Source organism: Chryseobacterium phocaeense (assembly GCF_900169075.1).
Classification (GTDB): domain Bacteria; phylum Bacteroidota; class Bacteroidia; order Flavobacteriales; family Weeksellaceae; genus Chryseobacterium; species Chryseobacterium phocaeense.
The window spans coordinates 314454-337155 of record NZ_LT827015.1 but is presented as its reverse complement, the minus strand read 5'-3'; the positions used below and the strand labels follow the sequence as shown (position 1 = coordinate 337155).

The following is a 22702-nucleotide window of genomic DNA, read 5'->3' as shown; positions in this document are numbered from 1 at the left end:
TAAAAGCACATATTATGAGAAAAATTTTAATCGGGATTTTATTTTTTGGAACTTTAGGGCTTAAAGCTCAGTATGGTACCCTGAATGAAATCCTTAACCGCCTGGAAGCAAGAAAAGGAATCAATCAGCATCTTGAAAGTGTAAATATTGACAACAAAAAATTTGTTTTCATCAAAGATGAGGCAGATCATACAGAAAGGGATTTCATCATCATCAAAGGAAACAATGCTACCTATGTGGAAGTTTTTGATGACAAAGCAACGGGAGAAAGCAGCTCAAATGTTTTTACAGGTGATATTGTCAGAAGAAAAAACATCATTTCCCTGCGGGCAGACAAGCTTGAAAATAAAAAAGTTCCGATGCCGGTAACCAAAACTCTGCTGCTGACCAAACAGGACGATATCCTGTATCTGATAGACGTCAATACAAAAGCCAGATGGATTGATGAAGCCTCTTATTCCAAAAAGAAATAATTCCCAAAAAATCAGGATAGCATATCTTCACAGATTTGTTATCTTACCATTTTAATTTAATTCCAAAACATTATGAAATCATTTGTAGAATATTCTTCAGATTCAGACTTTTCTATACATAATATTCCTTTCGGAGTAGCAGTTTTTAATAAAGAATATATCGGATGCTGTACAAGGATCGGAGATCAGGTTGTTGATCTTGCCACCCTGTATGACCTTGGTTATTTTGAAGACATTGAAGGATTGGGCGACAATGTTTTTGAAGCCTATACTATCAACGAGTTTATCGAATTGGGAAAACCGACCACCAACGCAGTCCGCGCCAGAATTCAGGAAATCCTTCAGGAAGGTTCTGCTTTGTCCAAGGATGAAAAAACCATCGAGGATGCATTCTATGACCTGGATAAAGTAAAAATGATGATGCCTGTACACATCCCGAATTATACCGATTTTTACAGCAGCATCGAGCATGCCACGAATGTAGGAAAAATGTTCCGCGATCCTGCCAATGCACTTCTTCCCAACTGGAAACACCTTCCGGTAGGCTATCACGGAAGAGCTTCCTCTATTGTGGTTTCAGGAACAGATATTAACCGTCCGAAAGGCCAGACCAAACCTGCAGATGCAGAAAAACCGCTATTCGGACCAAGCAAGCAGTTGGATTTTGAGCTGGAAATGGCTTTCATCATCAACAAGAATACGGAAATGGGCGAAAGCATCTCTACAAAAGACGCTGAAGATGCTATTTTCGGAATGGTGGTATTCAACGACTGGTCAGCAAGAGATATCCAGGCCTGGGAATATGTTCCACTGGGGCCGTTCCTTGCCAAGAACTTTGGTTCATCCATTTCTCCTTGGGTCGTTACCCTTGAAGCCCTTGAACCCTTCAGAACCGCTTCTCCAAAACAGGATCCTGAAGTTTTAGACTATTTAAAATTTGAAGGCGATAAAAATTATGATATCAACCTTGAAGTCTATATCCAGCCCGAAAATGGTGAAGAAAACCTTGTTTGCGAAAGCAATTACAAACATATGTACTGGAATATGACCCAGCAGTTAGCCCATCATACCGTAAACGGCTGTAATGTGGAGGTTGGCGATATGTATGCCAGCGGAACCATTTCAGGTAGTGATCCAAAATCTTTCGGATCTATGCTGGAATTAACCTGGAGAGGGCAAAATCCGCTACAGCTAAGCAACGGCCAGGAAAGAAAGTTCATTGAAGATAATGATACCGTTACGATGAAAGCCTGGGCAGAAAAAGACGGAGTAAGAGTAGGCTTTGGTGAAGTTTCCGGAAAAATTATTCCAACGGTTTAATATCTTTAACCACAAAAGTCACAAAAGATTTTATGATTACACAGTCATATTTAACTGATCTGACATATAAGATAAACGGCGCCTGCATAGAAGTTCACAAAATTCTAGGCGCCGGTTTGTTGGAAAGTGTGTATCATAAATGTCTGGAAGAAGAATTCAGGTTAAGAAATATAAATTTTAAATCAGAACTGAAAGTTCCTGTGTTTTACAAAGGCAAAGAAATAAAGTGCGACTTTTTTTGTGACTTTCTTGTTGAAGATTTAATTGTTGTTGAATTAAAAGCAGTCGTTGAATTTAATGATATTCATCGTTCCCAAATTTTAAATTATATTAATTTAATGAAGAAACCCAAAGGAATCTTAGTCAATTTTAACGTAAAAAATCTGTATCATGGAGGACAGGAAACTTTTGTAAACAAATACTACAACATGCTTTTTTGAACTTAAAAAACAGCTATTCTTACTTAATAAGCTTTTGTGACTTTTGTGGTTAATTAATAAACAATGAAAACAGTAATCCCCTCCGAATTATCCCCCGTACAGCTTCAGACCATTATGCAGACCGCTGTATCACCACGCCCTATTGCACTTGCTTCAACGGTAGATAAAAACGGAACCATCAATTTATCGCCGTTCAGTTTTTTTAATATGTTCAGTACCGTTCCTCCGATATTGATTTTTTCACCATCGAGGAGAGTCCGTGACAATACCACCAAACATACGCTGGAAAATGTTCTGGAAGTTCCTGAGGTAGTGATCGGGACGGTAAATTTTCCAATTGTCCAGCAGATTTCTCTGGCTTCCACAGAATATGAAACCGGTGTGAATGAGTTTATTAAATCCGGCCTTACCATGAAAGATGCAGATCTGGTACAGCCTAAACTCATTGCAGAGTGCCCGGTGAATTTTGAATGTAAAGTTTTAGAGGTGAAATCCCTTGGGGATCAGGGTGGTGCCGGAAATCTTGTGATCTGTGAAGTGCAGAAAATCCATATCAGGGAAGAATATCTGAATGAAACCGGAAATCTGGATCAGCAAAAACTGGATATGGTAGCCCGCTTGGGAAGCAACTGGTATTCCAGAAGCAATGAGAACAGCCTTTTTGAAGTTCCGAAACCTTTGGTAACAAAAGGAATCGGGTTTGATCTTCTTCCGGATTCCATCAAATACAGCAAAGTATTTACAGGAAATGATCTGGGAATGCTCGCCAACGTTGAAATACTTCCCGCAGGTGATTTTCATGCTGATGAAAACATCCACCTGGATGCACAAAAACTATTACTTGAAAGCAGGATTGAAGAGGCCTGGACATTTCTGACAATAAAATAATTGTACAAATAAAAATAAAACCCGGTCTAATTACAGACTGGGTTTGTTATTTTTAAAATTTCCGCTGTAATTTTTCAATAAACGCTTCATCAAAATCAACTTGTTGATTTCCTCTTTGCCTTCTTAAAATACACAAATCATAATCCTTTGCGTTTAAAAAATTATCATCGTTGGAAATCGCAAGGCCGCAAGATTTTTCCTACCCGAGTGTTATAAGGCGCAAGGATTTTATCTCCGATAAAATTTCACATGGTCATTGCGAACATTAAGGAATAGCTGAAAATCTTCGATTTTCTTGCGCCTTAAATCTAACGTTTAGAAATTGGCCTTGCGTCTTTGCGCTTATCCAACTCATAATTTCTCCTCGCGCAGATTGTGCAGATCATGCAGCTTTTTTTAATAGTCAATCTACTCCTTTATTGATTTCTTATCATCTTAAACCATATTTTTCCTGATAAAATCAATACATTTTTCAGTAACCGTATTCAGGTGGTGCGGAAGTTCCTTCTCTGTCCACGGCTCCTTTGATCCGAAAGTATGATCCGCATTGTCAACCAGGAACAATTCTGAATTGGGATTAAGGATATGAAGATGCTCGGCATTTTTTACACTTACGCTTTCATCATGGGTTCCGTGGACAATCAGTACATAAGCCTTGGCCATTTCCGTCGCCCGCTCTACATCAAAACGATGAATATCCTTTTCAAAATCTTCGTAAAACTGATAATAGTGAGGCATTTCCTGTTTTGTACGGCCATTCAGCACATAATATACGCCTTCTTCTTTCCAGTTTGCGAGCGCCATATCTCTCGGAAATCGTTCTAAAGTATCAACACTGGCCAGTGTAATCAGTCCATTGATCCTTTCATCTTCATAGGTCTTGATAATGGAAATTCCTCCTCCCCTGCTATGGCCGATCAGAATGATTTTCTGGTCGTCCACATGAGGATCTTTTACAAAATGATCAATCACAACGCCAAGGTCTGAAAGCTCTTTGGAGTAATTATTATTCCCAAAAGCTTCCAGGTCCCCGAATTGATGGGGATCTTCAACAGTGGTTCCGTTATGGGAAAAATTAAATTTAACAAAGAAAAAGCCTGCAGCAGCCATCTTTTCAGCCATCAGGTTCCAGGCGCCCCAATCTTTATAGCCTTTGTAGCCATGAACAAAAATGACCAGCGGCAATTTTTCACTTGTATCCGGATAACAGGCATCGGCCAGAAAATCGCGGGTTTCCGGATTTTTCAGTTGTATATTAATCTTTTTTATTAATTCCATATAATTTTTTTAATATGATCTTAAACAGCAGTTGAATCTGATATTTTCACCTTATCGAAATATATAAAAAAATATCTACCCTAAAAAGTTATTCTTATACACAGAATTGATTTAATAGTTATAAAATTTACCTTATTTTTGTGGCATGCTGGATTTAAGAACCGTAACCGTCATGCGTTATATCCTTCCCTTAAGAGAAGGAGGCTCTCTTCCTGCTTTGGCAGAAGCTGATGATGATTTTAAATATGTGCTGAAATTCCGGGGTGCCGGCCATGGGGTAAAGATGCTGATCTCTGAACTTCTGGGCGGTAAGATTACCGAGGCTTTAGGGCTTAAAATTCCGGAACTGGTTCTCGTGAATCTGGATGTTGATTTCGGAAGAGCAGAAGCTGATGAGGAAATTCAGGATCTTTTGAAATTCTCAGAAGGGCTGAATCTGGGGCTGCACTACCTTTCAGGCTCTATCACGTATGACCCCGGCGTAACAGTAGATCCGCTCCTGGCTTCAAAAATCGTCTGGCTGGATGCGTTTATCACCAACATCGACCGTACTTTTAAAAATACCAATCTTCTGATGTGGCATAAGGAACTTTGGGTGATCGATAACGGGGCATCCTTTTACTTCCACCATTCATGGCAGAATTTTGATGCTGCAGCGAAAACCCCATTCAAATATGTAAAAGATCATGTCCTGCTTCCGAAAGCTAAAATGCTGAACGAGGCAGATCAATTTGCCCATACCGTACTGAATGACAATTTATTCAGAGAAATCGTCAACTTAATTCCGGAGGACTGGCTCCATTGGAATGATGCCGATGAGACCCCAGAAGAGATCCGAGAGATCTATTTTCAGTTTTTGAAAACGAGATTAGAAAATTCCCAAATATTTGTAAATGAAGCCCAGAATGCTAGAAAATAAAATATACGAATACGCGGTTATCCGCTTGGTACCGAAAGTTGAAAGAGAAGAATTCTTCAATATCGGTCTTGTGATGTTTTCCAAAAAAGAGAAATTCATCCGCATGGAATTTCACTTGTGTCCTGATAAATTCAAACTGATGGACAGTAAAATGGATTTTGAAGATGTTCTGCAGAATCTCGAAAGCTTCCAGAAAATCGCCAACGGTGACAAAGACGGAGGCCCGGTTGCCCTGATGGATATCCCCGAACGTTTCCGCTGGCTGACAGCTGTAAGAAGCTCTTCTGTTCAGACTTCACGACCTCATCCGGGAAAAACCCAGGATCTGGAAAAGACCTTTGGTAAACTTTTTGAGGAGTTAGTGGTATAACACTACACCACAAAAAGTATCTTATGAAATTATCAACGAACATATCAGTCTACAGGTTTTTTATAAACCTGTTTTTTGTTTTCGCCTTAGCCTCATTCAGTTTAAGCAATGCACAAAACCAACTGGAGACTGCTCCAAAGAAAAGCAGCCTTCTACCCGAAATCTCAACGGTTTCTGAAGAGGTCATCTACAAAACCAACACAATAGGAAATCCACTGGCGCTGGATATTTACATTCCTAAAAATGTGGAGACCGAAAAAATTCCGGTGGTCATCTATGTACACGGAGGTGCCTGGGTAAAAGGAGATAAAATGATTCCGGAAGGCAGCTATATTGAAACATTTATCTCTAAACTTCTGGAAAAAAAATACGCTGTAGTAAGCATTGACTATACCCTTCTGAATGACAGTACCCATTTTCCACTTCCTTTGGAGGACACCAAAGATGCAGTAAGGTGGGTAAGAAAAAATGCAGCACAGTATCATTTTGATCCTGATAATATCGGGTTCTTCGGAGCTTCTTCAGGTGCACACCTCTCTATGCTTGCCGCTTATACACCGGATACCGAATTTCCGGGAAATCCTGAGCTTGCCAATTATTCAGCGAAAGTAAATTATGTGGTAGATCATTATGGCCCGGCGGATATGAATCAGTTATTGCACACAAGGCTGGGAAAAGTTCCTGTCTTCTTTTTCGGACTGGCAGCTAAAAAAATTGTGGATCTCAGGACAGACCTTGTTCGGGGATTGTCCGGTTACGATATTAAAAAAGATAAAACTAAGGTTGTAGAATATTTCAAGACCATTTCTCCGGTTACTTATGTTGCAGCAGGCGTTCCCACTCTGATTGTCCAGGGAAATAAGGATAAAATAATGCCGATGAAGCAATCTAAGAAACTCCATCGGAAGCTGAAAAGAAATAATATTCAAACCAGTCTGATCATCGTTGAAGATGGTATTCATGGTTTCAAAACAACAGATAAAGTATACATGGACCAGCTTATTGGTCAGATGGTGGATTTTATCGTTTCTCAAAGGAAATAGCAATATACAAGTCCCTGCAAAACAAGTCAATAAATAACTAAAAATCAGGAAACTAAAATACGCACCTGTATAAAATTGCTAAATTGATATACATTTCATCAATTTTTATGTCTAAAATAATTAACTTGGCTTTTGTTTAAATTATTCTTAACAAAACATCCGATATTTTTAATTATTCACGCTTAAAAAACCGATGATATGGATTTTCTAAATAACACCAATGCCCTTACCCTGATCTTTGTATCCCTACTGATCTTTGCGATCGCGTATCGTTTTTACGGGATTTTTATTGCTAATAGAGTATTAAGGCTTAATGATAAAAATACTACACCGGCCGTAGAATTTGCTGATGGTAAAGACTATGTAGCCACCAATAAAAATGTTCTTTTCGGCCACCACTTTGCCGCTATAGCCGCTGCCGGACCTCTGGTAGGGCCTGTGCTGGCAGCTCAGTTCGGTTATTTACCGGGTGCTTTATGGATCCTGATCGGCTGTGTGCTCGGCGGGGGTGTACATGATATGGTTGTCTTATTTGCTTCTGTAAGGCATAAAGGTCAGAGTCTTGCTACCATTGCCTCTAAAGAAATAGGAAAAACCACCGGAACTGTTGCCGGGTTTGCCATTCTGTTTATCCTCATTCTTACATTGGCCGGTCTGTCACTGGCCTGCATCAATGCGATGCATGAAGCTTCATGGTCTCTTTTCACCGTAGTCATTACAATGCCCATTGCAGTAATTATGGGCTTGATTATGAGATACCGAAAAAACAGCGTCCTTTTTGCCAGCATCCTGGGCGGTATTCTTTTAGTGGCCGGAATTATCGGCGGACACAGCCTGATGCAGAACGAAACCATGAACAATCTTTTTACATGGGACATTAAAACCATTTCCATCGCAATACCGTTATATGGTTTTCTGGCTTCCGTACTTCCGGTATGGCTTCTATTAGTGCCGAGAGACTACCTTTCAACGTATCTTAAAATAGGAACCATCATCATGCTTGCTGTAGGGGTTATTGTGATCCACCCTACCATTCAGATGCCGGCCCTTACGGAGTTTGTGAACGGTGGCGGGCCTGTTATCGGGGGACCTGTGCTTCCTTTTATTTTCATTGTGATCGCATGTGGTGCTATTTCCGGTTTCCATGCCGTGATTGCAACGGGAACAACCCCTAAGATGCTTAACAAAGAAAAAGAAATCCTTTTTGTAGGCTACGGAGCAATGCTGGTGGAAGGTTTTGTGGCTTTAATGGCCCTGATTGCGGCCTGTACTCTAATGCCTGGAGATTATTTTGCGATCAATACCCCAAAAGAATCCTATGATGCTTTTCTGGCCGCCCATCCTTCCCTTCATGGGGTAGACATTGATTATTATTCACAAAAAATAGGCATCGAACTTCACGGAAGAACTGGTGGAGCGGTGTCTCTGGCCGTTGGAATGGCTCATATTTTCAATAAAATCCCGTATATGGACCAGCTGACTGCGTATTGGTATAATTTCGCGATCATGTTCGAAGCGGTATTTATTCTTACTGCTATTGATGCGGGAACAAGAGTGGGTCGTTTCTTTTTACAGGAAATGCTGGGTTCCGTGATCCCGAAATTCAATGATAAGAACTGGATTCCGGGAATTATTATCAGCAGCCTCCTGTTTACTTTTGCCTGGGGATATCTGGTGTTTACAGGAAATGTAAGCAGCATCTGGCCGTTATTCGGGATCAGTAACCAGCTCCTCGCAGCCTGTGGACTGATCGTATGTACAACGATGCTGATCCGGATGAACAGGGGAAAATATGCATTATGCTCGGCAATTCCGGGAGTTTTTATGGCCGGAATTACGTTCTGGGCAGGCTATATTCAGGTTACCGCAATCTATCTTCCCAAAGAGCAGTATTTATTGGCGGCTTTAGCAGTAACAGCCATAGTCCTGATGCTGATTGTTTTCTTTGGAGCTTTTATCAAATGGTATCAGCTTCTGAAAATCAAAACCACAGTGACGGATTATTACGGGGAGCCTGTTAAAGAGCTTGTAGAAAGATAGAAACCTATAAATGTTTTGTGAATCTTTGCCTGCTCTGATAATTTTTATACATTTGTTTTGCTTTAGGGGTATTCTGAAAAGAATTGAGAGAGTCCCTTTGAACCTGATACGGCTTACACCGACGTAGGAAAAAGCAAAATTACATTGTTGACAGTGTACTTTTTGTTTGGATTTTTCCTGAAGCTATTTTTATTTAAATGATAACAATGGAAAAAATTCTTTGGGAACTGGTACAGCTCGTCAGACAACAATCTCCTCTGGTTCATAACATTACCAATTATGTAGTGATGAACAATACGGCCAATGCCCTTCTGGCTGCAGGAGCCTCACCTATCATGGCGCACGCAAAATCTGAAATTCAGGAAATGATCGGCATTGCCCATTCAGTGGTTGTTAATATTGGTACCCTTGATGAATACTGGTCGGAATCTATGGTCATGGCAGCTGAAACTGCCCATTCTACTGGAAAACCCTGGGTTTTGGATCCTGTGGGAGCCGGAGCCACTTCATTCAGGGATCAGGTTTTAAATCAACTGCTGCAATACCAGCCCACCGTCATCAGAGGCAATGCTTCAGAAATTATCGCATTAGTCAAAGCCAATACCACCGTTACAAAAGGAGTAGACAGCACTGCACAAAGTAACGAAGCTGTAGACGCAGCGCGCAGTCTTGTGGAACAGTACAAAACAATTGTCTGCATTTCCGGCGAGACCGATATTATTTTAGCAGATCAAAAGGAAATTTTTATCAGAAACGGACATCCGCTGATGACAAGAGTAACCGGTCTTGGATGTTCTGCGACGGCTTTAACCGGTGCATTTATAGGAATTACAGAAGATAAAGTATCTGCTGTAGCTGCTGCCATGGCTTTAATAGGTATTGCCGGTGAGCTGGCCGCAGAAGAAAGTAAGGGACCTGGAAGCCTTCAGGTCAATCTGATTGACCGCTTATATACAATGACTGAGCAGGAATTTTTCAACCGCTTAAAAATAGAGTTGAAATGACTTTACATCCTTTTCCTTATCAGCTCTATCTGGTGATTTCTGAAGCCGACTGCAAGGGAAGAAATTTTCTGCACGTTGCCGAGCAGGCCATTCTTGGCGGAGTGGATGTCATTCAGCTCAGGGAAAAAAATACGGATACTGCTTCTTTTCTTACAAAAGCCAGGCAGCTGAAAGAAATCACAGATCAATATTCAGTTCCCATCATCATCAACGATAATATATCAGTTGCGGAACAGGTAAACGCTGCCGGTATCCATGTGGGCAATAGTGATGCCGCTCCTGTTGATCTCAGACAGCAGCTTATTTTCCGTGAAAAAATTATCGGCTACTCTATTGAATACCTGTCCCAGCTCGACAATGAACAGACGGCGGTTTCCGATTATCTTGGAATAAGTCCCGTATTCAGAACCGATACGAAAACAGATACCATAACTGAATGGGGACTTGATGGGATTGCAACCATCAGAAAGCTTACGGAAAAGCCTTTAGTTGCTATCGGCAATATTCATCACGGGAATGCCAGAGAGGTGATTAACGCCGGTGCAGATTGCATCGCTGTAGTTTCTGCGATCTGTAATGCTGCTGATCCTCAAAAGGCAGCCTATGAACTAAAAAATAAAATTTTAAAATGAAAAAATACAGATATCCGTCAGTACTCACCATTGCAGGATTCGACGGAAGCGGTGGCGCAGGGATCCAGGCTGATATAAAAACGGCTTCTGCCCTTGGATGTTTTTCAACTTCGGTATTAACGGCGCTACCGGTACAGAATACGCAGGGAGTACGGAAAATTTATCCAATTCCTGTAGAAGCTGTAGCCGATCAGATTGAAGCGATTCTGGATGATATTTTTCCCGATGCTATAAAAATCGGGATGGTTCATACCCCACAGCTTGTTGAAACCATTGTATCAACATTGGGAAAATATAAAAAAATCCCGATTGTTTTTGATCCTGTCATGGTTGCGACCAGCGGCCACCGGCTGATTGAGGAAGATACGATAATTGCCATCACAGAAAAGCTTTTCCCGATTGCCGATGTCATTACCCCAAATATGGACGAGGCCTCTATTTTAGCAAAAATGAAAGTAGAAACCCTGGAAGACCTTTACACTGCAGGAAAAGAAATAAAAAAGCTGGGCTGTAAAAGCATACTTCTTAAAGGCGGACACCAGGAAACCTCAACCATTACTTCTTTATTTCATGATGAGCATGGGAATGACCATTCTTTTGAAACTGTAAAATTTAATACAAATAATACCCATGGTTCAGGCTGCACGCTTTCTTCTGCCATTGCAGCTTATCTGGCCCGGGGTAAAACTTTATATGAATCTGTTGCTCTTGGACAGGATTACGTCTATCAAGCCATAGAAAACGGTAAAGATGTACAAACCGGTCTTGGAAACGGTCCGCTGAATCACTTTTTCAATCCTCAAAAACTTATTAAAAATGAAATGGTCTGAATACACCTGGAAAGCTATAGAACAAAGTTATGAGTCCATCCTGGACATGCCCTTTATCAAAGAATTATCAGAAGGAACTTTACCTGGGGATAAATTCCGATTTTATATGGCCCAGGATTCTTTATATCTTGAACATTTCGGGAGAACTTTATCCCTGATCGCTTCAAAAATCCAGAATCTTCCCGATGTACTGGCCTTTATGCGCTTTGCTGAAAACGCGATTGTAGTGGAAAATGCTCTGCATGAATCCTATTTCGTTGATTTTGGAGTAACGGATAAAGGCGTTTTGCAACCTGCATGCCATCACTATATTCATTTCCTGAGAAGCACCGCCGCTTTTGAATCAGTAGAAATTGCCGTGGCAGCAGTCCTGCCCTGTTTCTGGATTTACAGAGAAGTTGGTGACTATATTTACAAACATCAGAATTCTGTTAATAATCCTTATCAAAAGTGGATTGAAACGTATGGCGGGGATGAGTTTTCCGCTGCTGTAGACCAGGCCATTGCGATCTGTAACCGGTTAGCCGAAAACAGTACAGAGGAAAACAGGAAAAAGATGACGGAAGCTTTTATCATGTCTTCGAGGATGGAATTCCATTTCTGGGAGGCAGCGTATGAACTTAAAACCTGGAAATAGTAAAAAAATAAAAGCGGATTCAAGGTAGAATCCGCTTTTTAATATAGTTTTTATTGAAACTTTTTAGTTTAAAAGCAACACAATATCTTTTGTCCTATGCATATTAAACTTTTTTGGTAAACGCAAGGGCGCAAAGTTTTTACAGTGCGACTGTGGTTAAGGCGCAAGAAAATCAAAGATTTTCAGCAAGGTTGAATGGATAGATTTTAACGGTTCTCAATTTTATCGGAGATAAAATCTTTGCGCCTTGACCACATAATATTAGAATATCTTGCGTCTTTGCGATGTTCCAACTTATCATTTAAAAATTAAAATTAAGCCTTGTGAACACATACCTCCCGTTCTGCCCAAACTGGGAAGTAGAGCGGGAATAAATAAACTGGTCATTGTTGGTAGAGGCCGTCAGGTTTTTATCCGGATAGATATCAAACAGGTTGTTGACTCCCAGAGTAAACCCGACATTTTTTGTAAACTGATAAGCCAGAGAAAGATCTGTAATGATCTTGTCCCCGATCTGCTGATGCTCGTTGAATTCTGTAATTCCATCACCGTTGGCATCAATAATATCCGCACCCGTCACCTTTCCGAAATAGGTATTTCTCAGATAAACGCTTGCATTTTTCCAGGAAAGCGTATGGGATAAGCTTGCTTTTACTCTTGGAACGGCCTCTTCAAGATACACTCTCGACTTTTCTGAAAAATAGATCTTTTCAAGATTAGGAGACTGAAGCAGTCCTGAGGAATGGACATCCCCCACTTTTCTGGTCTCACTGATATTGGCCGCAAAACTATTTTCCAGCTTTAACCCGGAAAATCTGGCATTATGAGAGATCACTAGATCTATCCCTTTTGTTTCAGTATCAATGGCATTGGTAAAAAACTGTGCGGCATTTACGTTCTGGTCATCAAAGGCAATTTGCGCTCCGGCGGGTACATCAGCCCTTAAGAACTGGTCTGTAAGAATAATCCTGTTGTTGATTTTTGTAAAATAACCGTCTGCCGTGAAAGTCAGTCCTGTAGAAGGAATCCTGTAGGTAAATCCAACGCTTGCCGATTTAGAGGTTTCCTGTTTCAGTTTTGGCATCCCGAGCTGTTCTGCGATCTTTGAATCATTGCTGAATGTTCCTACCTCCAGCAGCTGACTGTTGGTAAACAGTGTAGAAGTCACATTGTAATAGATCTGGTGAATGGAAGGTGCCCTGAATCCGGTAGAGCCGGCTAATCTTATATTAAAATCAGGAGCCACTTTAATCCTTGACGCCAACTTATAATTAAATGTTGATCCAAAATCTGAATAATTCTCATACCTCGCTGCAGCATCTACCAGTAACCAGTTGGTGAAATTAAATTCCACATCCGCATAAGCTGCCACTGCCTGTCTGTTCTTATCAATTGCGTTGACCGGTTTAAATCCCCCGAACACCTGAGAACCTCCCGGAAGTGCGTTTCCAAAGAAATCAGTAGCTCTCGGGCTGGTATTATTCCAGACATTTCCTGCCGCATCGTAAGTTGTATAGGACGCTTCATCACCTTGGGTTATTTTAAAGTTTTCATACCGGTGCTCGGCTCCGAAGGCTACATTAATTCCACTCCAGACGTCATATTTTTTGGAAAAATCAAGGTTGATGGTGTTCTGGGAAAACCTTAGGCCCCCAGCATCAAATTCATCGGGAGAAGCAAACCGCAACGATGTATTTCCTGTGTTCCTTATATTATAGGTAAATGAATTCTGTCCGAATGTATTGCTCAAATCAATATGCCATCCTTCCCAATTTCCTTTAATTCCCGCTGAAAGCGACAAATCCTGAATATCCGTCCCGATCTGAGGCAGATATCCGTCTGAATACAGCCCTGTAAAGGTCCGGCTCTGATTCGGTTTCCTGTAAAACCCTCCCGAACTTCCATGCCTGAAACTGTAGCCGCCAAACGAATAAACTTTCCAGTCATCATTCAAAGGAACCTCAATATTGGCGAAAAGCTGGTGGTTGTTCAGTTTCGATTGACCCACCTGCATATTGAAATCTTTCCGATCCAGTCCTCTGTAGGCCAGTTCCTGGTCTGTAAAATCTCCTTTTAGCAGGCCTTGAAGTGCAGTGATGGTATTGGCATTTTGAATCTTATTTTGAAGATCCTGGGAAAAATAATTGACACCCTGGGCATATTGATGAATATAATTGATTAGCTGCTGGGAATTCGGGACGTTATTGATATTGGTAAACAATGAAGACAGATTGACTCCATCGTTCAGGGCACGTCTTTCAATAGCATTGTACGCATTATAGATGGCTCCGCTTTCAGCTCCGGCCCGGGAAGTCGGGTTTCTGAACTGTGAGGACCACGTAATATTATAAAAACCGCCTTTGCTACCTATTTTATTACCATAGTTAAGGTCAACCTGAATATTCTGTCCGTCGAAATTTCCGGTATGGTCATTGGCTGCTGGGGTTAAATTTCCTCCGTAACTTACCTGCCCGGTCAGTTTTCCGGTATCTCTTTTCAATTCAAGGTTGATCACTCCGGCAATAGCATCCGATCCGTATTGAGCTGAAGCCCCGTCACGCAGCACTTCAATCCTGTTTAATGCAAATGAGGGAATAGAATTTAAATCCGTTCCTACGGTTCCTCTTCCCGGTGTACCATTCACATTGACCAGCGCTGAAGTATGTCTTCTCTTTCCATTCACCAACACCAGAACCTGATCCGGGCCCAAACCTCTCAGCTGAGCAGGATCCAGGTGATCCGTACCATCCGAATTGGTCTGGATAGTAGACGTGAACGAGGGAGCCACCGCATTTAAAATCTGCCCGATGCTTGACTGCGGAAGCACCACGGATGTTTCTTTTATATTGAAGACATCCACGGGAACCGGACTGTCTGTTTTTGATCTCGCGCCGCCTCTGGACCCCAGTACAACCACTTCTTCCACGGTATTGGTCTTTACACTGTCCTTTGGTTTCTCCTGCCCGAAAGCATAAGTTCCGAGGAAAAACAGTACGGAAGCAGATACAATAGTATTTTTATTTTTCATACCCTTCAATTTATAGTTTATGTTTTTTTGAAGTGGCAAATGTAAAACAAAATTATTAGTCTACAAAAAAAGTAGACTTTTGTTTTATAAAAGGACATAATAGTTTTCTTCTATCCTGGGATAAACTAATAGCTGAAATTACTTTATCGCAATGACAAACAAAAGTGATGAAAAGCATACCTTTCAAAAGAAAAACAAAGCCGCTTCGCTTATTTTTGAAATACAAACAAACCGGACGGGATTGTTTTACTTTTAATAAGTTTACGCCTTTGTTTAACTTTAAATACCATTAAGAAAATAAATTCTTTGTTTTTCTTTGCGATTAAAAAAATCCAATAAAAAAACGGAATCCATCGGAATCCGTTTTGAATTTTCACTGTCAGTTTGCTGCTGAAAAAATAACCGCTATATTTTTGTAAGCTTGGCGTATTTTAAGATCAGGTTTTTCTCCCCTTCATGAACGAAGATCACTTTTGCTTTGATGTTCTGTGGATCCGTTCCATCCAGGAAAGAAACTTCCCCGATTCCGAAACGGTCATGTCTTACTTTATCTCCCACTTCGATATCCTGAGAAGAAGCACCGCTTGGATTGATAATTTTTGCAGTACTCACCGGTTTCAGTTTTCTGGCCTCCGGTGCCGGTTTGGAGCTCTCTCCTCTTTCTATGGTTTTCTTTTCCACTTTTTTAAATGAGCGCTGCTCGGAAGGATGATCATCAAAAATATTGGATTTGATTCCCGCATTATTGATGAATCTTTTTTCCAGGGCAGGATTTAAGAATTCAATGTACTCCTCATCTATTTCGCTCAGGAACCTTGAAGGTTCAGCATCGGTAATTTTCCCCCATTGGAAACGGGAAACCGCATAAGAGAAAAACACTTTCTTTTCCGCTCTTGTAAGGGCCACATAAAATAAACGTCTCTCTTCTTCCAGGTCTTCTCTGGTGGCAGAGCTCATAAAACTCGGAAACAGGTTTTCTTCAAGCCCCACAAGATGAACTACAGGAAATTCCAACCCTTTAGAAAGGTGAATGGTCATCAGAGAAACCATATCTTCATCCGTATTCTTATCCTGGGTATCTGCAGAAAGGGCAATATTCTCCAGGAAATTCGGAAGGCTCGGGTCTCCGTCTTCCAGCTGCATCTGCTCTTCGATGAACCCCTGCATGGAGTTCATTAATTCCTGTACGTTTTCCACACGGGAAATCCCTTCCGGCGTCTGGTCGTCCTTTAAGAATTTGATCAGTCCGCTGCGTTTGGCCACTTCCATCGCCACACTGTACGCTGTATCTGTTTTCAGCAGCACCTGAAAAGCTTTGATCATGGACCAGAAGTCATTCAGTTTGTTGAGAACACCATTGTTCAGCCCTAACTGAGGAGCATACATCGGCAGGTTATCCAGTACTTTTGAAACAGAAATGTTTTGTGCATCTGCAAAAACAATCAGTTTGTTCTGTGTGGTATCGCCAATTCCTCTTGCCGGATAATTGATAATTCTCATCAGCGCTTCAGAATCATTTTCATTGACCAAAAGACGCAGATAAGCAATGAGGTCTTTTACCTCCTTTCTCTGATAGAAAGAAAGTCCCCCGTAGACCTTGTATGGGATATTTTTACGTCTCAGCGCATCTTCAAATGCCCTGGTCTGCGAGTTTGTCCTGTATAAAATTGCGAAATCGCTGTATTTTCTCTGATCTGTATTTCTGAGTTCCCAGATATTTCCGGCTACGAAATTCGCTTCATCCGCATCGGAAAGGGAACGGTATATTTTGATCTTATCTCCCTCTTCATTATCACTGAATACGTTCTTTTTAAACTGCTGCAGGTTTTTTGCAATAACAACGTTCGCAGCGTTTACGATATTCTGTGTGGAACGGTAATTCTGTTCCAGGGAAACAGTTAGGGCATCAGGATAATCTTTTTTAAAGTTCAGGATGTTATAAATATTGGCACCACGGAAGGAATAAATGGACTGGGCATCATCCCCTACTACGCATATATTCTCGAATTTTGAAGCGAGTGCCTTTACAATAAGGTACTGGGAATGGTTCGTATCCTGGTACTCATCCACCATGATGTATCTGAACCTGTCCTGGTATTTGGCCAATACTTCCGGAAAACGGGTCAGCAGTTCGTTGGTTTTCAGCAGGAGATCATCAAAATCCATCGCGCCGTTTTTGAAGCATTCCTCCACATATTTCTGGTAGATCTTCCCGATGAATTTCATATTCGCTTTTTCATCGGCCTCCATCAGCTCCGGATTGTTAAAATACGCTTTTACCGTGATCAGGTTGTTTTTGTAGGTAGAAATTCTGGCCTGAACTTTTTTAGGTTTATAAAGATCGGCATCAATATTCATATCCTTAATTACTTTTCTGATGACATTCAGGGCATCCTGCTGGTCGTAGATCGTAAAATTGGAAGGATATCCAAGATAATGGCCTTCAATTCTCAGGATTCTTGCAAAAACCGAGTGAAAAGTTCCCATCCATAAGCTTCTTGCATTGCTGTCTCCCACTACTTTCGCGATACGTTCCTTCATTTCACGCGCCGCTTTGTTTGTAAAGGTTAATGCCAGGATATTGAAAGGATCCACTCCGTTGTGGATCAGGTGGGCAATACGCATGGTAAGCACACGTGTTTTTCCGGAACCGGCACCTGCCAGAACCATCAGAGGTCCCTGTAGTGAGGTAACGGCTTCATATTGTGATTCATTGAGTCCTTTCAGATAATCCATGCTGCAAAAAATTTGGGAACACAAAATTAATGTATTCAAAGGACAATTCAAATTATGAGTTTAATTTTGAGATGGTAAAAGACAGAAAGTTCTATTGCGTAAGGGAAATCCTGATTGAATGATCTGAAAAGAAAAAGAAAAACCAGAATGGCAAATTTTCATGAATAATTAATCATCTTCTAAGAATAACAAAAAAATTAAAAAAAATATCTGTAGAAATGTAACAATTACTCTACTTTTCCTACTAATTGGTGCAAAACAATTTCTACTTTATGAAAAAGCGACTTCTTTCTGTTGCAGCCGCATCTTTCTTCGGAATGGTACTGAATGCACAGCAAATTAAATTCGAAGAGTATGACCTGCCAAACGGCCTTCACGTAATTCTTCATCAGGACAATTCTGCACCGGTAGTCACTACAGGGGTAATGTACCACGTAGGTGCGAAGGATGAAGTAAAAGGAAGAACAGGTTTCGCCCACTTCTTTGAGCACCTTCTTTTTGAAGGAACTCCGAACATCAAAAGAGGCGAATGGTTCAAAATAGTTTCTTCAAACGGAGGACAAAACAATGCCAACACAACGAATGACAGAACGTATTACTACGAAACTTTCCCATCCAACAACGAGCAGCTTGGACTTTGGATGGAAGCTGAAAGAATGCGTCATGCCGTGATCAACCAGGTGGGAGTAGACACGCAGAGAGAGGTTGTAAAAGAAGAGAAAAGATTAAGAATGGACAACCAGCCTTATGGAAATCTTTTCCCGACGATTCAGAAAAATTTATTTACGAATCACCCGTATAACTGGCCTACCATTGGGTCTATGGAAGATCTGAACTCTGCAAAACTGGATGAGTTCCAGGCTTTCTATAAAAAATTCTATGTTCCGAACAATGCTACATTAGTGGTTGCGGGAGATATCAAGCCTGAGCAGACCAAGAAATGGATCAACGAATATTACGGAGCTATTCCAAAAGGAACACTTTACCCTAAAGATTTCCCTAAAGATGCGCCTATCACCCAGGAAAAAGAAGTAACGGCTACAGACCCTAATATCCAGCTTCCTGCATATATTTTCGCATACAGAACTCCGGCCAACAAGGAAAAAGATGCATATGTTCTTGATATGCTTTCTTCTTACCTGAGCAACGGTAAATCTTCCGTTCTATACAAAAAACTGGTAGATCAGGATAAAAAAGCGCTTGCCGTACAGGCTTTCAACCAGGGTCTTGAGGATTACAGTATTTTCGCATTTTTCGCGATCCCGATGGGACAGACTACCAAACAGACTTTACAGTCTGACATTGATGCTGAAATCAAAAAACTTCAGACAGGCCTGATTTCTGAAGAAGACTATCAGAAGCTTCAGAACCAGTATGAGAATCAGTTTGTAAATGCCAACTCAAGTATTCAGGGAATTGCCGCTTCACTGGCAACCAACCACGTATTGATGGGAGATACCAATTTGATCAATAAGGAAATTGACATCTACAGATCCATCACAAGACAGGATCTGCAGAACGCAGCGAAGAAATATCTGAACTCTAATCAAAGGGTAATTATCAATTACGTTCCTGAAAAAAAGTAATCATTTAAAACTTTCAGGTTTAAAATATGATTATTAAAAATTAAATTTTTACAAATGAAAAAGCAATTAACATATATAGCTGCAGCGTTTTTATTCGCAGGAACGGTTTCAGCACAAAAAACAGACCTTAACGCAATGCCGAAACCGGGACCTACCCCTTCTATCAACATTGCAAAACCAAAAACGTTCCAGCTGAGCAACGGCCTTACGGTAATGGTGGTGGAAAACAATAAACTGCCAAGAGTAAACACTACACTTTCTATGGACAGAGCTCCTTTCCTTGAAGGAAATGTAACGGGAGTAAGCTCTATCATGGCTGAACAGTTTGAAAACGGTACCACGAACTTAAGCAAAGAGGATTTTAACAAAAAAGTAGATTATCTGGGAGCAAGCCTGAACTTTTCTTCCAACGGTGCTTTTGCGAATTCCCTTTCGAAATATTTCCCTGAAGTACTGGGGCTGATGGCCGATGCCATTATCAATCCTAAATTCTCTGCTGAAGAAATCCAGAACTCAAAAGAAAGAGCGCTGGAAGGATTAAAAGCAGATGAGAAAAACGCGTCTTCTATTGCTTCAAGAGTTTCCAATGCACTAATGTACGGTAAGAATACTTCCAGAGGTGAATTTGAAACAGAAGCTACGATCAGCAAGATTCAATTAGCAGATGTACAAAATGTATACAAAAAATATTACGCTCCTGATAATGCCTATCTGGTAATTGTTGGTGATGTGAAATTTGACCAGGTTAAATCTTTGGTTGAAAAAGCATTCAGCGGCTGGAAAAAAGCCAATACACCTGTAACTGCTCTGGAGCCGGCTTCCAATCTTGCGAAAACAGAGATCAACGTGGTTGATGTTCCTTCTGCAGTGCAGTCTGTGGTTTCTGTGAACAACCTGAACAACCTTAAGATGAAGGATCCGAACTACTTCGCAGCAGTAATGGCCAACTACATCCTTGGGGGAGGTGGTGAAGCCAGACTTTTCATGAATCTTCGTGAGAAAAACGGATTTACATACGGAGCCTATTCCAACATCAATGCCGATAAATATTCTTCTGATTTCTCAGCTGACGCCAGCGTAAGAAACGAGGTGACAGACAAAGCTGTTAAGGAATTCATGAATGAACTGAATGCTATTTCTACGGTAAAACCTGAAGAACTGGCCAATGCCAAAGCAAAACTGAAAGGTTCTTTCATCATGTCCCTTGAAAAACCGGAAACCATCGCAAAATTTGCTTTAAACCAAAAAGTTCAGGATTTACCTTCTGATTTTTATACCAACTATCTGAAATCAATTGATAAGGTAACGGCTGCGGATATTTCGAATGCTGTAAAAGCGAACATTCTTCCTAACCAAAGCAGAATTTTTATCGCCGGTAAAGCTTCTGACATTTCTGAAGGACTTGAAAAGTTAGGATATCCTGTAAAATATTATGACAAGGAGGCTAATCCGGTAGCAAAACCGACGGTACAAAAAGTGGACGCTGCAGTAACTGTAGCTTCTATTGTTGATAAATACATCAACGCCATCGGAGGAAAGGCTAATCTTGCCAAGATTTCTTCCTACACGATGAACGCTTCCATGTCTATGCAGGGACAGAATATTGATTTTAAAACCGTAAGAGCACAAGGCGGAAAAGAATTAAACATTGTTACTGTTATGGGACAGGTGGTTCAGAAGCAGGTATTTGATGGTAAAACAGGATACTCTGAGCAGTCCGGACAAAAAGTTCCTATGGCAGCAGAAGAGATTGCTGAGCAGCAGAAAAACACAGAGCTTTTTGATGAACTTGGCTTTGCAAAATCTTCAGAATACAAGGTAGCCGGCATTGAAAAAATCGGTGGTGAAGATTCTTATGCTGTTAAAGGAGATGGTATCACTTACTATTACAGCGTAGCTACAGGTCTTAAAACAGGAGAAACCAAAACTGAAAAAATGCAGGGACAGGAAGTAACTATTCCTACCACGTTCTCCAATTATAAGGATGTGAGCGGAGTAAAAATGCCATTTACCATCACGGTAAACCAAATGGGTATGGACATGACGATGACTGTAAAATCATACGAAATGAACCAGGCTAAAGATTCTGATTTTAAATAAGAATCCTTTTACATTATAGAAAAAACGGCAGCTGACGCTGCCGTTTTTATTTTTAATAACATTTACGATGATCTTCTTTGTCATTCGATAAAAAAAGATTAAATTTGCCCATTCAAAAAGATATCAGAATTAATGGATACTATATTTACACTATTGATGGTTCTTGTTATGATTGCCAGCATCTTATTGGTAATCATCGTTATGGCTCAAAATCCCAAAGGAGGAGGTCTTTCCAGTACTTTCGGAGGTGCATCTTCTGCACAGTTCGGAGTACAGAGAACCAATGATTTCATGGAAAAAGCAACATGGACTCTGGGCGCAGTAATCATCGTTCTTATCCTGATAAGTGTTGTGATCACCGGTAAGCCGACAACAGCAGCGCCACAACAGCAACAACCCGTAAAAAAAGAAGCTCCTGCAAAGCAAACAACTACTCCGGCAGCTTCTACTACTACCCCGGCTCAACAGACACCTGTAGCTCCGGCAAAATAATACAAGATTCATCTTATATAAAGCAAAAGCAGTTCAAATTGAACTGCTTTTTTATTTTAGTTTGATCTTTTCAATCTTGTGGCGAAGCTTCAGCCCTGCTTTCAAAAATGAATATTGCATGGGTTTGGATTCCTTATAATACTTATCTATAAAGATCTGCATCGCTCCGTAAAACCTCTCAAGATACACCTCATCTTTAACCGTACTTTCGCCTTTATGGTGAAGAAGTGAAGCGTTTCCGTAATAATAGTTTTTATATCCGTTTCTCAGCAGTGTATAACAAAGATCAATATCTTCTCCGTACATAAAATAGGTTTCATCAAGGCCCCCTATTTTATTATAGACATCTCTTTTGATCAACAGGAAGGCTCCGGTCACCACCTCTACTTCTGCAATTTCAGTTTCATCAATATCACTTCTGTAGTACGATTTGGAACCGCTTCTTTTAAAATTCGTAAACAGCTTCTCAAAAGAATTGAACATATCAGGAACAGAACGTTTGCTTTCCGGAAGAAAATTTCCTTCCGCGTCATGCATTCTCACCCCAAGGCATCCGAAATCCGGTTTTGAATCTGCAAAATCAAGGAGGTCTTTCATATAAAAGCCTTCCAGCTCCGTATCAGGGTTTAAAAGCAGAACATAGTCTCCGTTTGCAGTTTTAATCGCTTTATTATTGGCAACGGCAAAGCCTCCGTTAAGTTCTGAAGAGATAAAGTGTACGGTTGGAAACTCAGGAATAAGATCGCTCCAGGAAGCATCCGTAGAGGCATTATCAATGACAATCACTTCATAATTTTCCCCTTCGGTATATTTCCGGATAGATTGAAGGCAGTTTCTCAGCAGCCCGGTCACATTATAATTAACAATAATTATCGACAATTTCATG

Annotated in this window: 19 protein-coding genes and 1 riboswitch; of the genes, 15 read left to right on the top strand and 4 right to left on the bottom strand. The window is 40.7% G+C overall.

Going from position 1 to position 22702, the window contains the following annotated elements:
* Positions 1-14 precede the first annotated feature (14 nt).
* The 4 genes from B7E04_RS08405 to B7E04_RS08390 all read left to right on the top strand — a co-directional run bounded on the left by B7E04_RS08405 (position 15) and on the right by B7E04_RS08390 (position 3121).
* Entirely contained in the window at positions 15-473 is a 459-nt protein-coding gene (locus tag B7E04_RS08405) for a hypothetical protein (protein WP_080778246.1), read from the top strand.
* Between the two features lie 72 nt (positions 474-545).
* Positions 546-1793, top strand: coding sequence for a fumarylacetoacetase (gene fahA / locus B7E04_RS08400; RefSeq protein WP_080778245.1), 1248 nt, complete (start codon positions 546-548; stop codon positions 1791-1793).
* A gap of 32 nt (positions 1794-1825) precedes the next feature.
* A complete protein-coding gene (locus B7E04_RS08395) occupies positions 1826-2233 on the top strand; it encodes a GxxExxY protein (protein ID WP_080778244.1) in 408 nt (135 codons plus the stop codon).
* Positions 2234-2296: 63 nt separating this feature from the next.
* Positions 2297-3121 carry a flavin reductase family protein gene (locus B7E04_RS08390; protein ID WP_080778243.1) on the top strand — a complete coding sequence of 275 codons (825 nt, stop codon included), beginning with the start codon at positions 2297-2299 and terminating at the stop codon, positions 3119-3121.
* A gap of 435 nt (positions 3122-3556) precedes the next feature.
* On the opposite strand, the gene B7E04_RS08385 is transcribed toward B7E04_RS08390, so the two are convergent.
* Positions 3557-4399 carry an alpha/beta hydrolase family protein gene (locus tag B7E04_RS08385; protein ID WP_080778242.1) on the bottom strand — a complete coding sequence of 281 codons (843 nt, stop codon included), beginning with the start codon at positions 4397-4399 and terminating at the stop codon, positions 3557-3559.
* A 145-nt stretch (positions 4400-4544) separates the two neighbouring features.
* Between B7E04_RS08385 and B7E04_RS08380 the strand changes: the two genes are divergently transcribed.
* The 8 genes from B7E04_RS08380 (at position 4545) to tenA (ending at position 11874) form a co-directional block, all read left to right on the top strand.
* Positions 4545-5318, top strand: coding sequence for a HipA family kinase (locus B7E04_RS08380; protein ID WP_062653228.1), 774 nt, complete (start codon positions 4545-4547; stop codon positions 5316-5318).
* Positions 5305-5688, top strand: coding sequence for a DUF3037 domain-containing protein (locus B7E04_RS08375; protein ID WP_062653226.1), 384 nt, complete (start codon positions 5305-5307; stop codon positions 5686-5688). Before B7E04_RS08380 ends, B7E04_RS08375 begins: the two co-directional genes overlap by 14 nt.
* 23 nt (positions 5689-5711) lie before the next feature.
* Positions 5712-6731, top strand: a complete 1020-nt coding sequence (locus tag B7E04_RS08370; RefSeq protein WP_080778241.1) for an alpha/beta hydrolase — start codon at positions 5712-5714, stop codon at positions 6729-6731.
* Positions 6732-6929: 198 nt separating this feature from the next.
* Complete coding sequence (locus B7E04_RS08365; RefSeq protein WP_080778240.1) at positions 6930-8771, top strand: carbon starvation CstA family protein; 1842 nt, start codon at positions 6930-6932, stop codon at positions 8769-8771.
* 54 nt (positions 8772-8825) lie between these two features.
* A riboswitch (TPP riboswitch) is annotated at positions 8826-8918 on the top strand.
* A 59-nt stretch (positions 8919-8977) separates the two neighbouring features.
* A complete protein-coding gene (gene thiM / locus B7E04_RS08360) occupies positions 8978-9775 on the top strand; it encodes a hydroxyethylthiazole kinase (protein WP_185117073.1) in 798 nt (265 codons plus the stop codon).
* Positions 9772-10407 carry a thiamine phosphate synthase gene (gene thiE, locus B7E04_RS08355; protein WP_080778239.1) on the top strand — a complete coding sequence of 212 codons (636 nt, stop codon included), beginning with the start codon at positions 9772-9774 and terminating at the stop codon, positions 10405-10407. The genes thiM and thiE overlap by 4 nt, the downstream gene beginning before the upstream one ends.
* Entirely contained in the window at positions 10404-11237 is an 834-nt protein-coding gene (gene thiD / locus B7E04_RS08350; protein WP_080778238.1) for a bifunctional hydroxymethylpyrimidine kinase/phosphomethylpyrimidine kinase, read from the top strand. The genes thiE and thiD overlap by 4 nt, the downstream gene beginning before the upstream one ends.
* Entirely contained in the window at positions 11224-11874 is a 651-nt protein-coding gene (gene tenA, locus B7E04_RS08345) for a thiaminase II (RefSeq protein WP_080778237.1), read from the top strand. Before thiD ends, tenA begins: the two co-directional genes overlap by 14 nt.
* 301 nt (positions 11875-12175) lie before the next feature.
* Here tenA and B7E04_RS08340 read toward each other — a convergent pair whose 3' ends face one another.
* Both B7E04_RS08340 and B7E04_RS08335 read right to left on the bottom strand, forming a co-directional pair.
* Positions 12176-14902 (bottom strand): TonB-dependent receptor plug domain-containing protein, encoded by a 2727-nt coding sequence (locus B7E04_RS08340; protein ID WP_080780622.1) that lies wholly within the window; start codon positions 14900-14902, stop codon positions 12176-12178.
* A gap of 405 nt (positions 14903-15307) precedes the next feature.
* Positions 15308-17638: an ATP-dependent helicase gene (locus B7E04_RS08335; RefSeq protein ID WP_080778236.1), complete on the bottom strand. Its 2331-nt coding sequence runs from the start codon at positions 17636-17638 to the stop codon at positions 15308-15310.
* A gap of 272 nt (positions 17639-17910) precedes the next feature.
* On the opposite strand from B7E04_RS08335, the gene B7E04_RS08330 reads away from it, so the two are divergent.
* The 3 genes from B7E04_RS08330 (at position 17911) to secG (ending at position 21816) form a co-directional block, all read left to right on the top strand.
* Positions 17911-19224, top strand: coding sequence for a M16 family metallopeptidase (locus tag B7E04_RS08330; protein ID WP_062653211.1), 1314 nt, complete (start codon positions 17911-17913; stop codon positions 19222-19224).
* 54 nt (positions 19225-19278) lie between these two features.
* Positions 19279-21324, top strand: a complete 2046-nt coding sequence (locus B7E04_RS08325) for a M16 family metallopeptidase (protein ID WP_080778235.1) — start codon at positions 19279-19281, stop codon at positions 21322-21324.
* Positions 21325-21456: 132 nt separating this feature from the next.
* Positions 21457-21816, top strand: a complete 360-nt coding sequence (gene secG / locus B7E04_RS08320) for a preprotein translocase subunit SecG (protein WP_080778234.1) — start codon at positions 21457-21459, stop codon at positions 21814-21816.
* Between the two features lie 51 nt (positions 21817-21867).
* Here the strand turns inward: secG and B7E04_RS08315 are convergent, their stop codons facing one another.
* Entirely contained in the window at positions 21868-22701 is an 834-nt protein-coding gene (locus tag B7E04_RS08315) for a glycosyltransferase family 2 protein (protein WP_080778233.1), read from the bottom strand.
* Between the last annotated feature and the right edge of the window lies 1 nt (position 22702).

Coding starts and splice junctions, on each gene's coding strand:
- B7E04_RS08405 (WP_080778246.1), top strand. CDS start 15: ATGAGAAAAATTTTAATCGGGATTTTATTTTTTGGAACTTTAGGGCTT.
- fahA (WP_080778245.1), top strand. CDS start 546: ATGAAATCATTTGTAGAATATTCTTCAGATTCAGACTTTTCTATACAT.
- B7E04_RS08395 (WP_080778244.1), top strand. CDS start 1,826: ATGATTACACAGTCATATTTAACTGATCTGACATATAAGATAAACGGC.
- B7E04_RS08390 (WP_080778243.1), top strand. CDS start 2,297: ATGAAAACAGTAATCCCCTCCGAATTATCCCCCGTACAGCTTCAGACC.
- B7E04_RS08385 (WP_080778242.1), bottom strand. CDS start 4,399: ATGGAATTAATAAAAAAGATTAATATACAACTGAAAAATCCGGAAACC.
- B7E04_RS08380 (WP_062653228.1), top strand. CDS start 4,545: ATGCTGGATTTAAGAACCGTAACCGTCATGCGTTATATCCTTCCCTTA.
- B7E04_RS08375 (WP_062653226.1), top strand. CDS start 5,305: ATGCTAGAAAATAAAATATACGAATACGCGGTTATCCGCTTGGTACCG.
- B7E04_RS08370 (WP_080778241.1), top strand. CDS start 5,712: ATGAAATTATCAACGAACATATCAGTCTACAGGTTTTTTATAAACCTG.
- B7E04_RS08365 (WP_080778240.1), top strand. CDS start 6,930: ATGGATTTTCTAAATAACACCAATGCCCTTACCCTGATCTTTGTATCC.
- thiM (WP_185117073.1), top strand. CDS start 8,978: ATGGAAAAAATTCTTTGGGAACTGGTACAGCTCGTCAGACAACAATCT.
- thiE (WP_080778239.1), top strand. CDS start 9,772: ATGACTTTACATCCTTTTCCTTATCAGCTCTATCTGGTGATTTCTGAA.
- thiD (WP_080778238.1), top strand. CDS start 10,404: ATGAAAAAATACAGATATCCGTCAGTACTCACCATTGCAGGATTCGAC.
- tenA (WP_080778237.1), top strand. CDS start 11,224: ATGAAATGGTCTGAATACACCTGGAAAGCTATAGAACAAAGTTATGAG.
- B7E04_RS08340 (WP_080780622.1), bottom strand. CDS start 14,902: ATGAAAAATAAAAATACTATTGTATCTGCTTCCGTACTGTTTTTCCTC.
- B7E04_RS08335 (WP_080778236.1), bottom strand. CDS start 17,638: ATGGATTATCTGAAAGGACTCAATGAATCACAATATGAAGCCGTTACC.
- B7E04_RS08330 (WP_062653211.1), top strand. CDS start 17,911: ATGAAAAAGCGACTTCTTTCTGTTGCAGCCGCATCTTTCTTCGGAATG.
- B7E04_RS08325 (WP_080778235.1), top strand. CDS start 19,279: ATGAAAAAGCAATTAACATATATAGCTGCAGCGTTTTTATTCGCAGGA.
- secG (WP_080778234.1), top strand. CDS start 21,457: ATGGATACTATATTTACACTATTGATGGTTCTTGTTATGATTGCCAGC.
- B7E04_RS08315 (WP_080778233.1), bottom strand. CDS start 22,701: ATGAAATTGTCGATAATTATTGTTAATTATAATGTGACCGGGCTGCTG.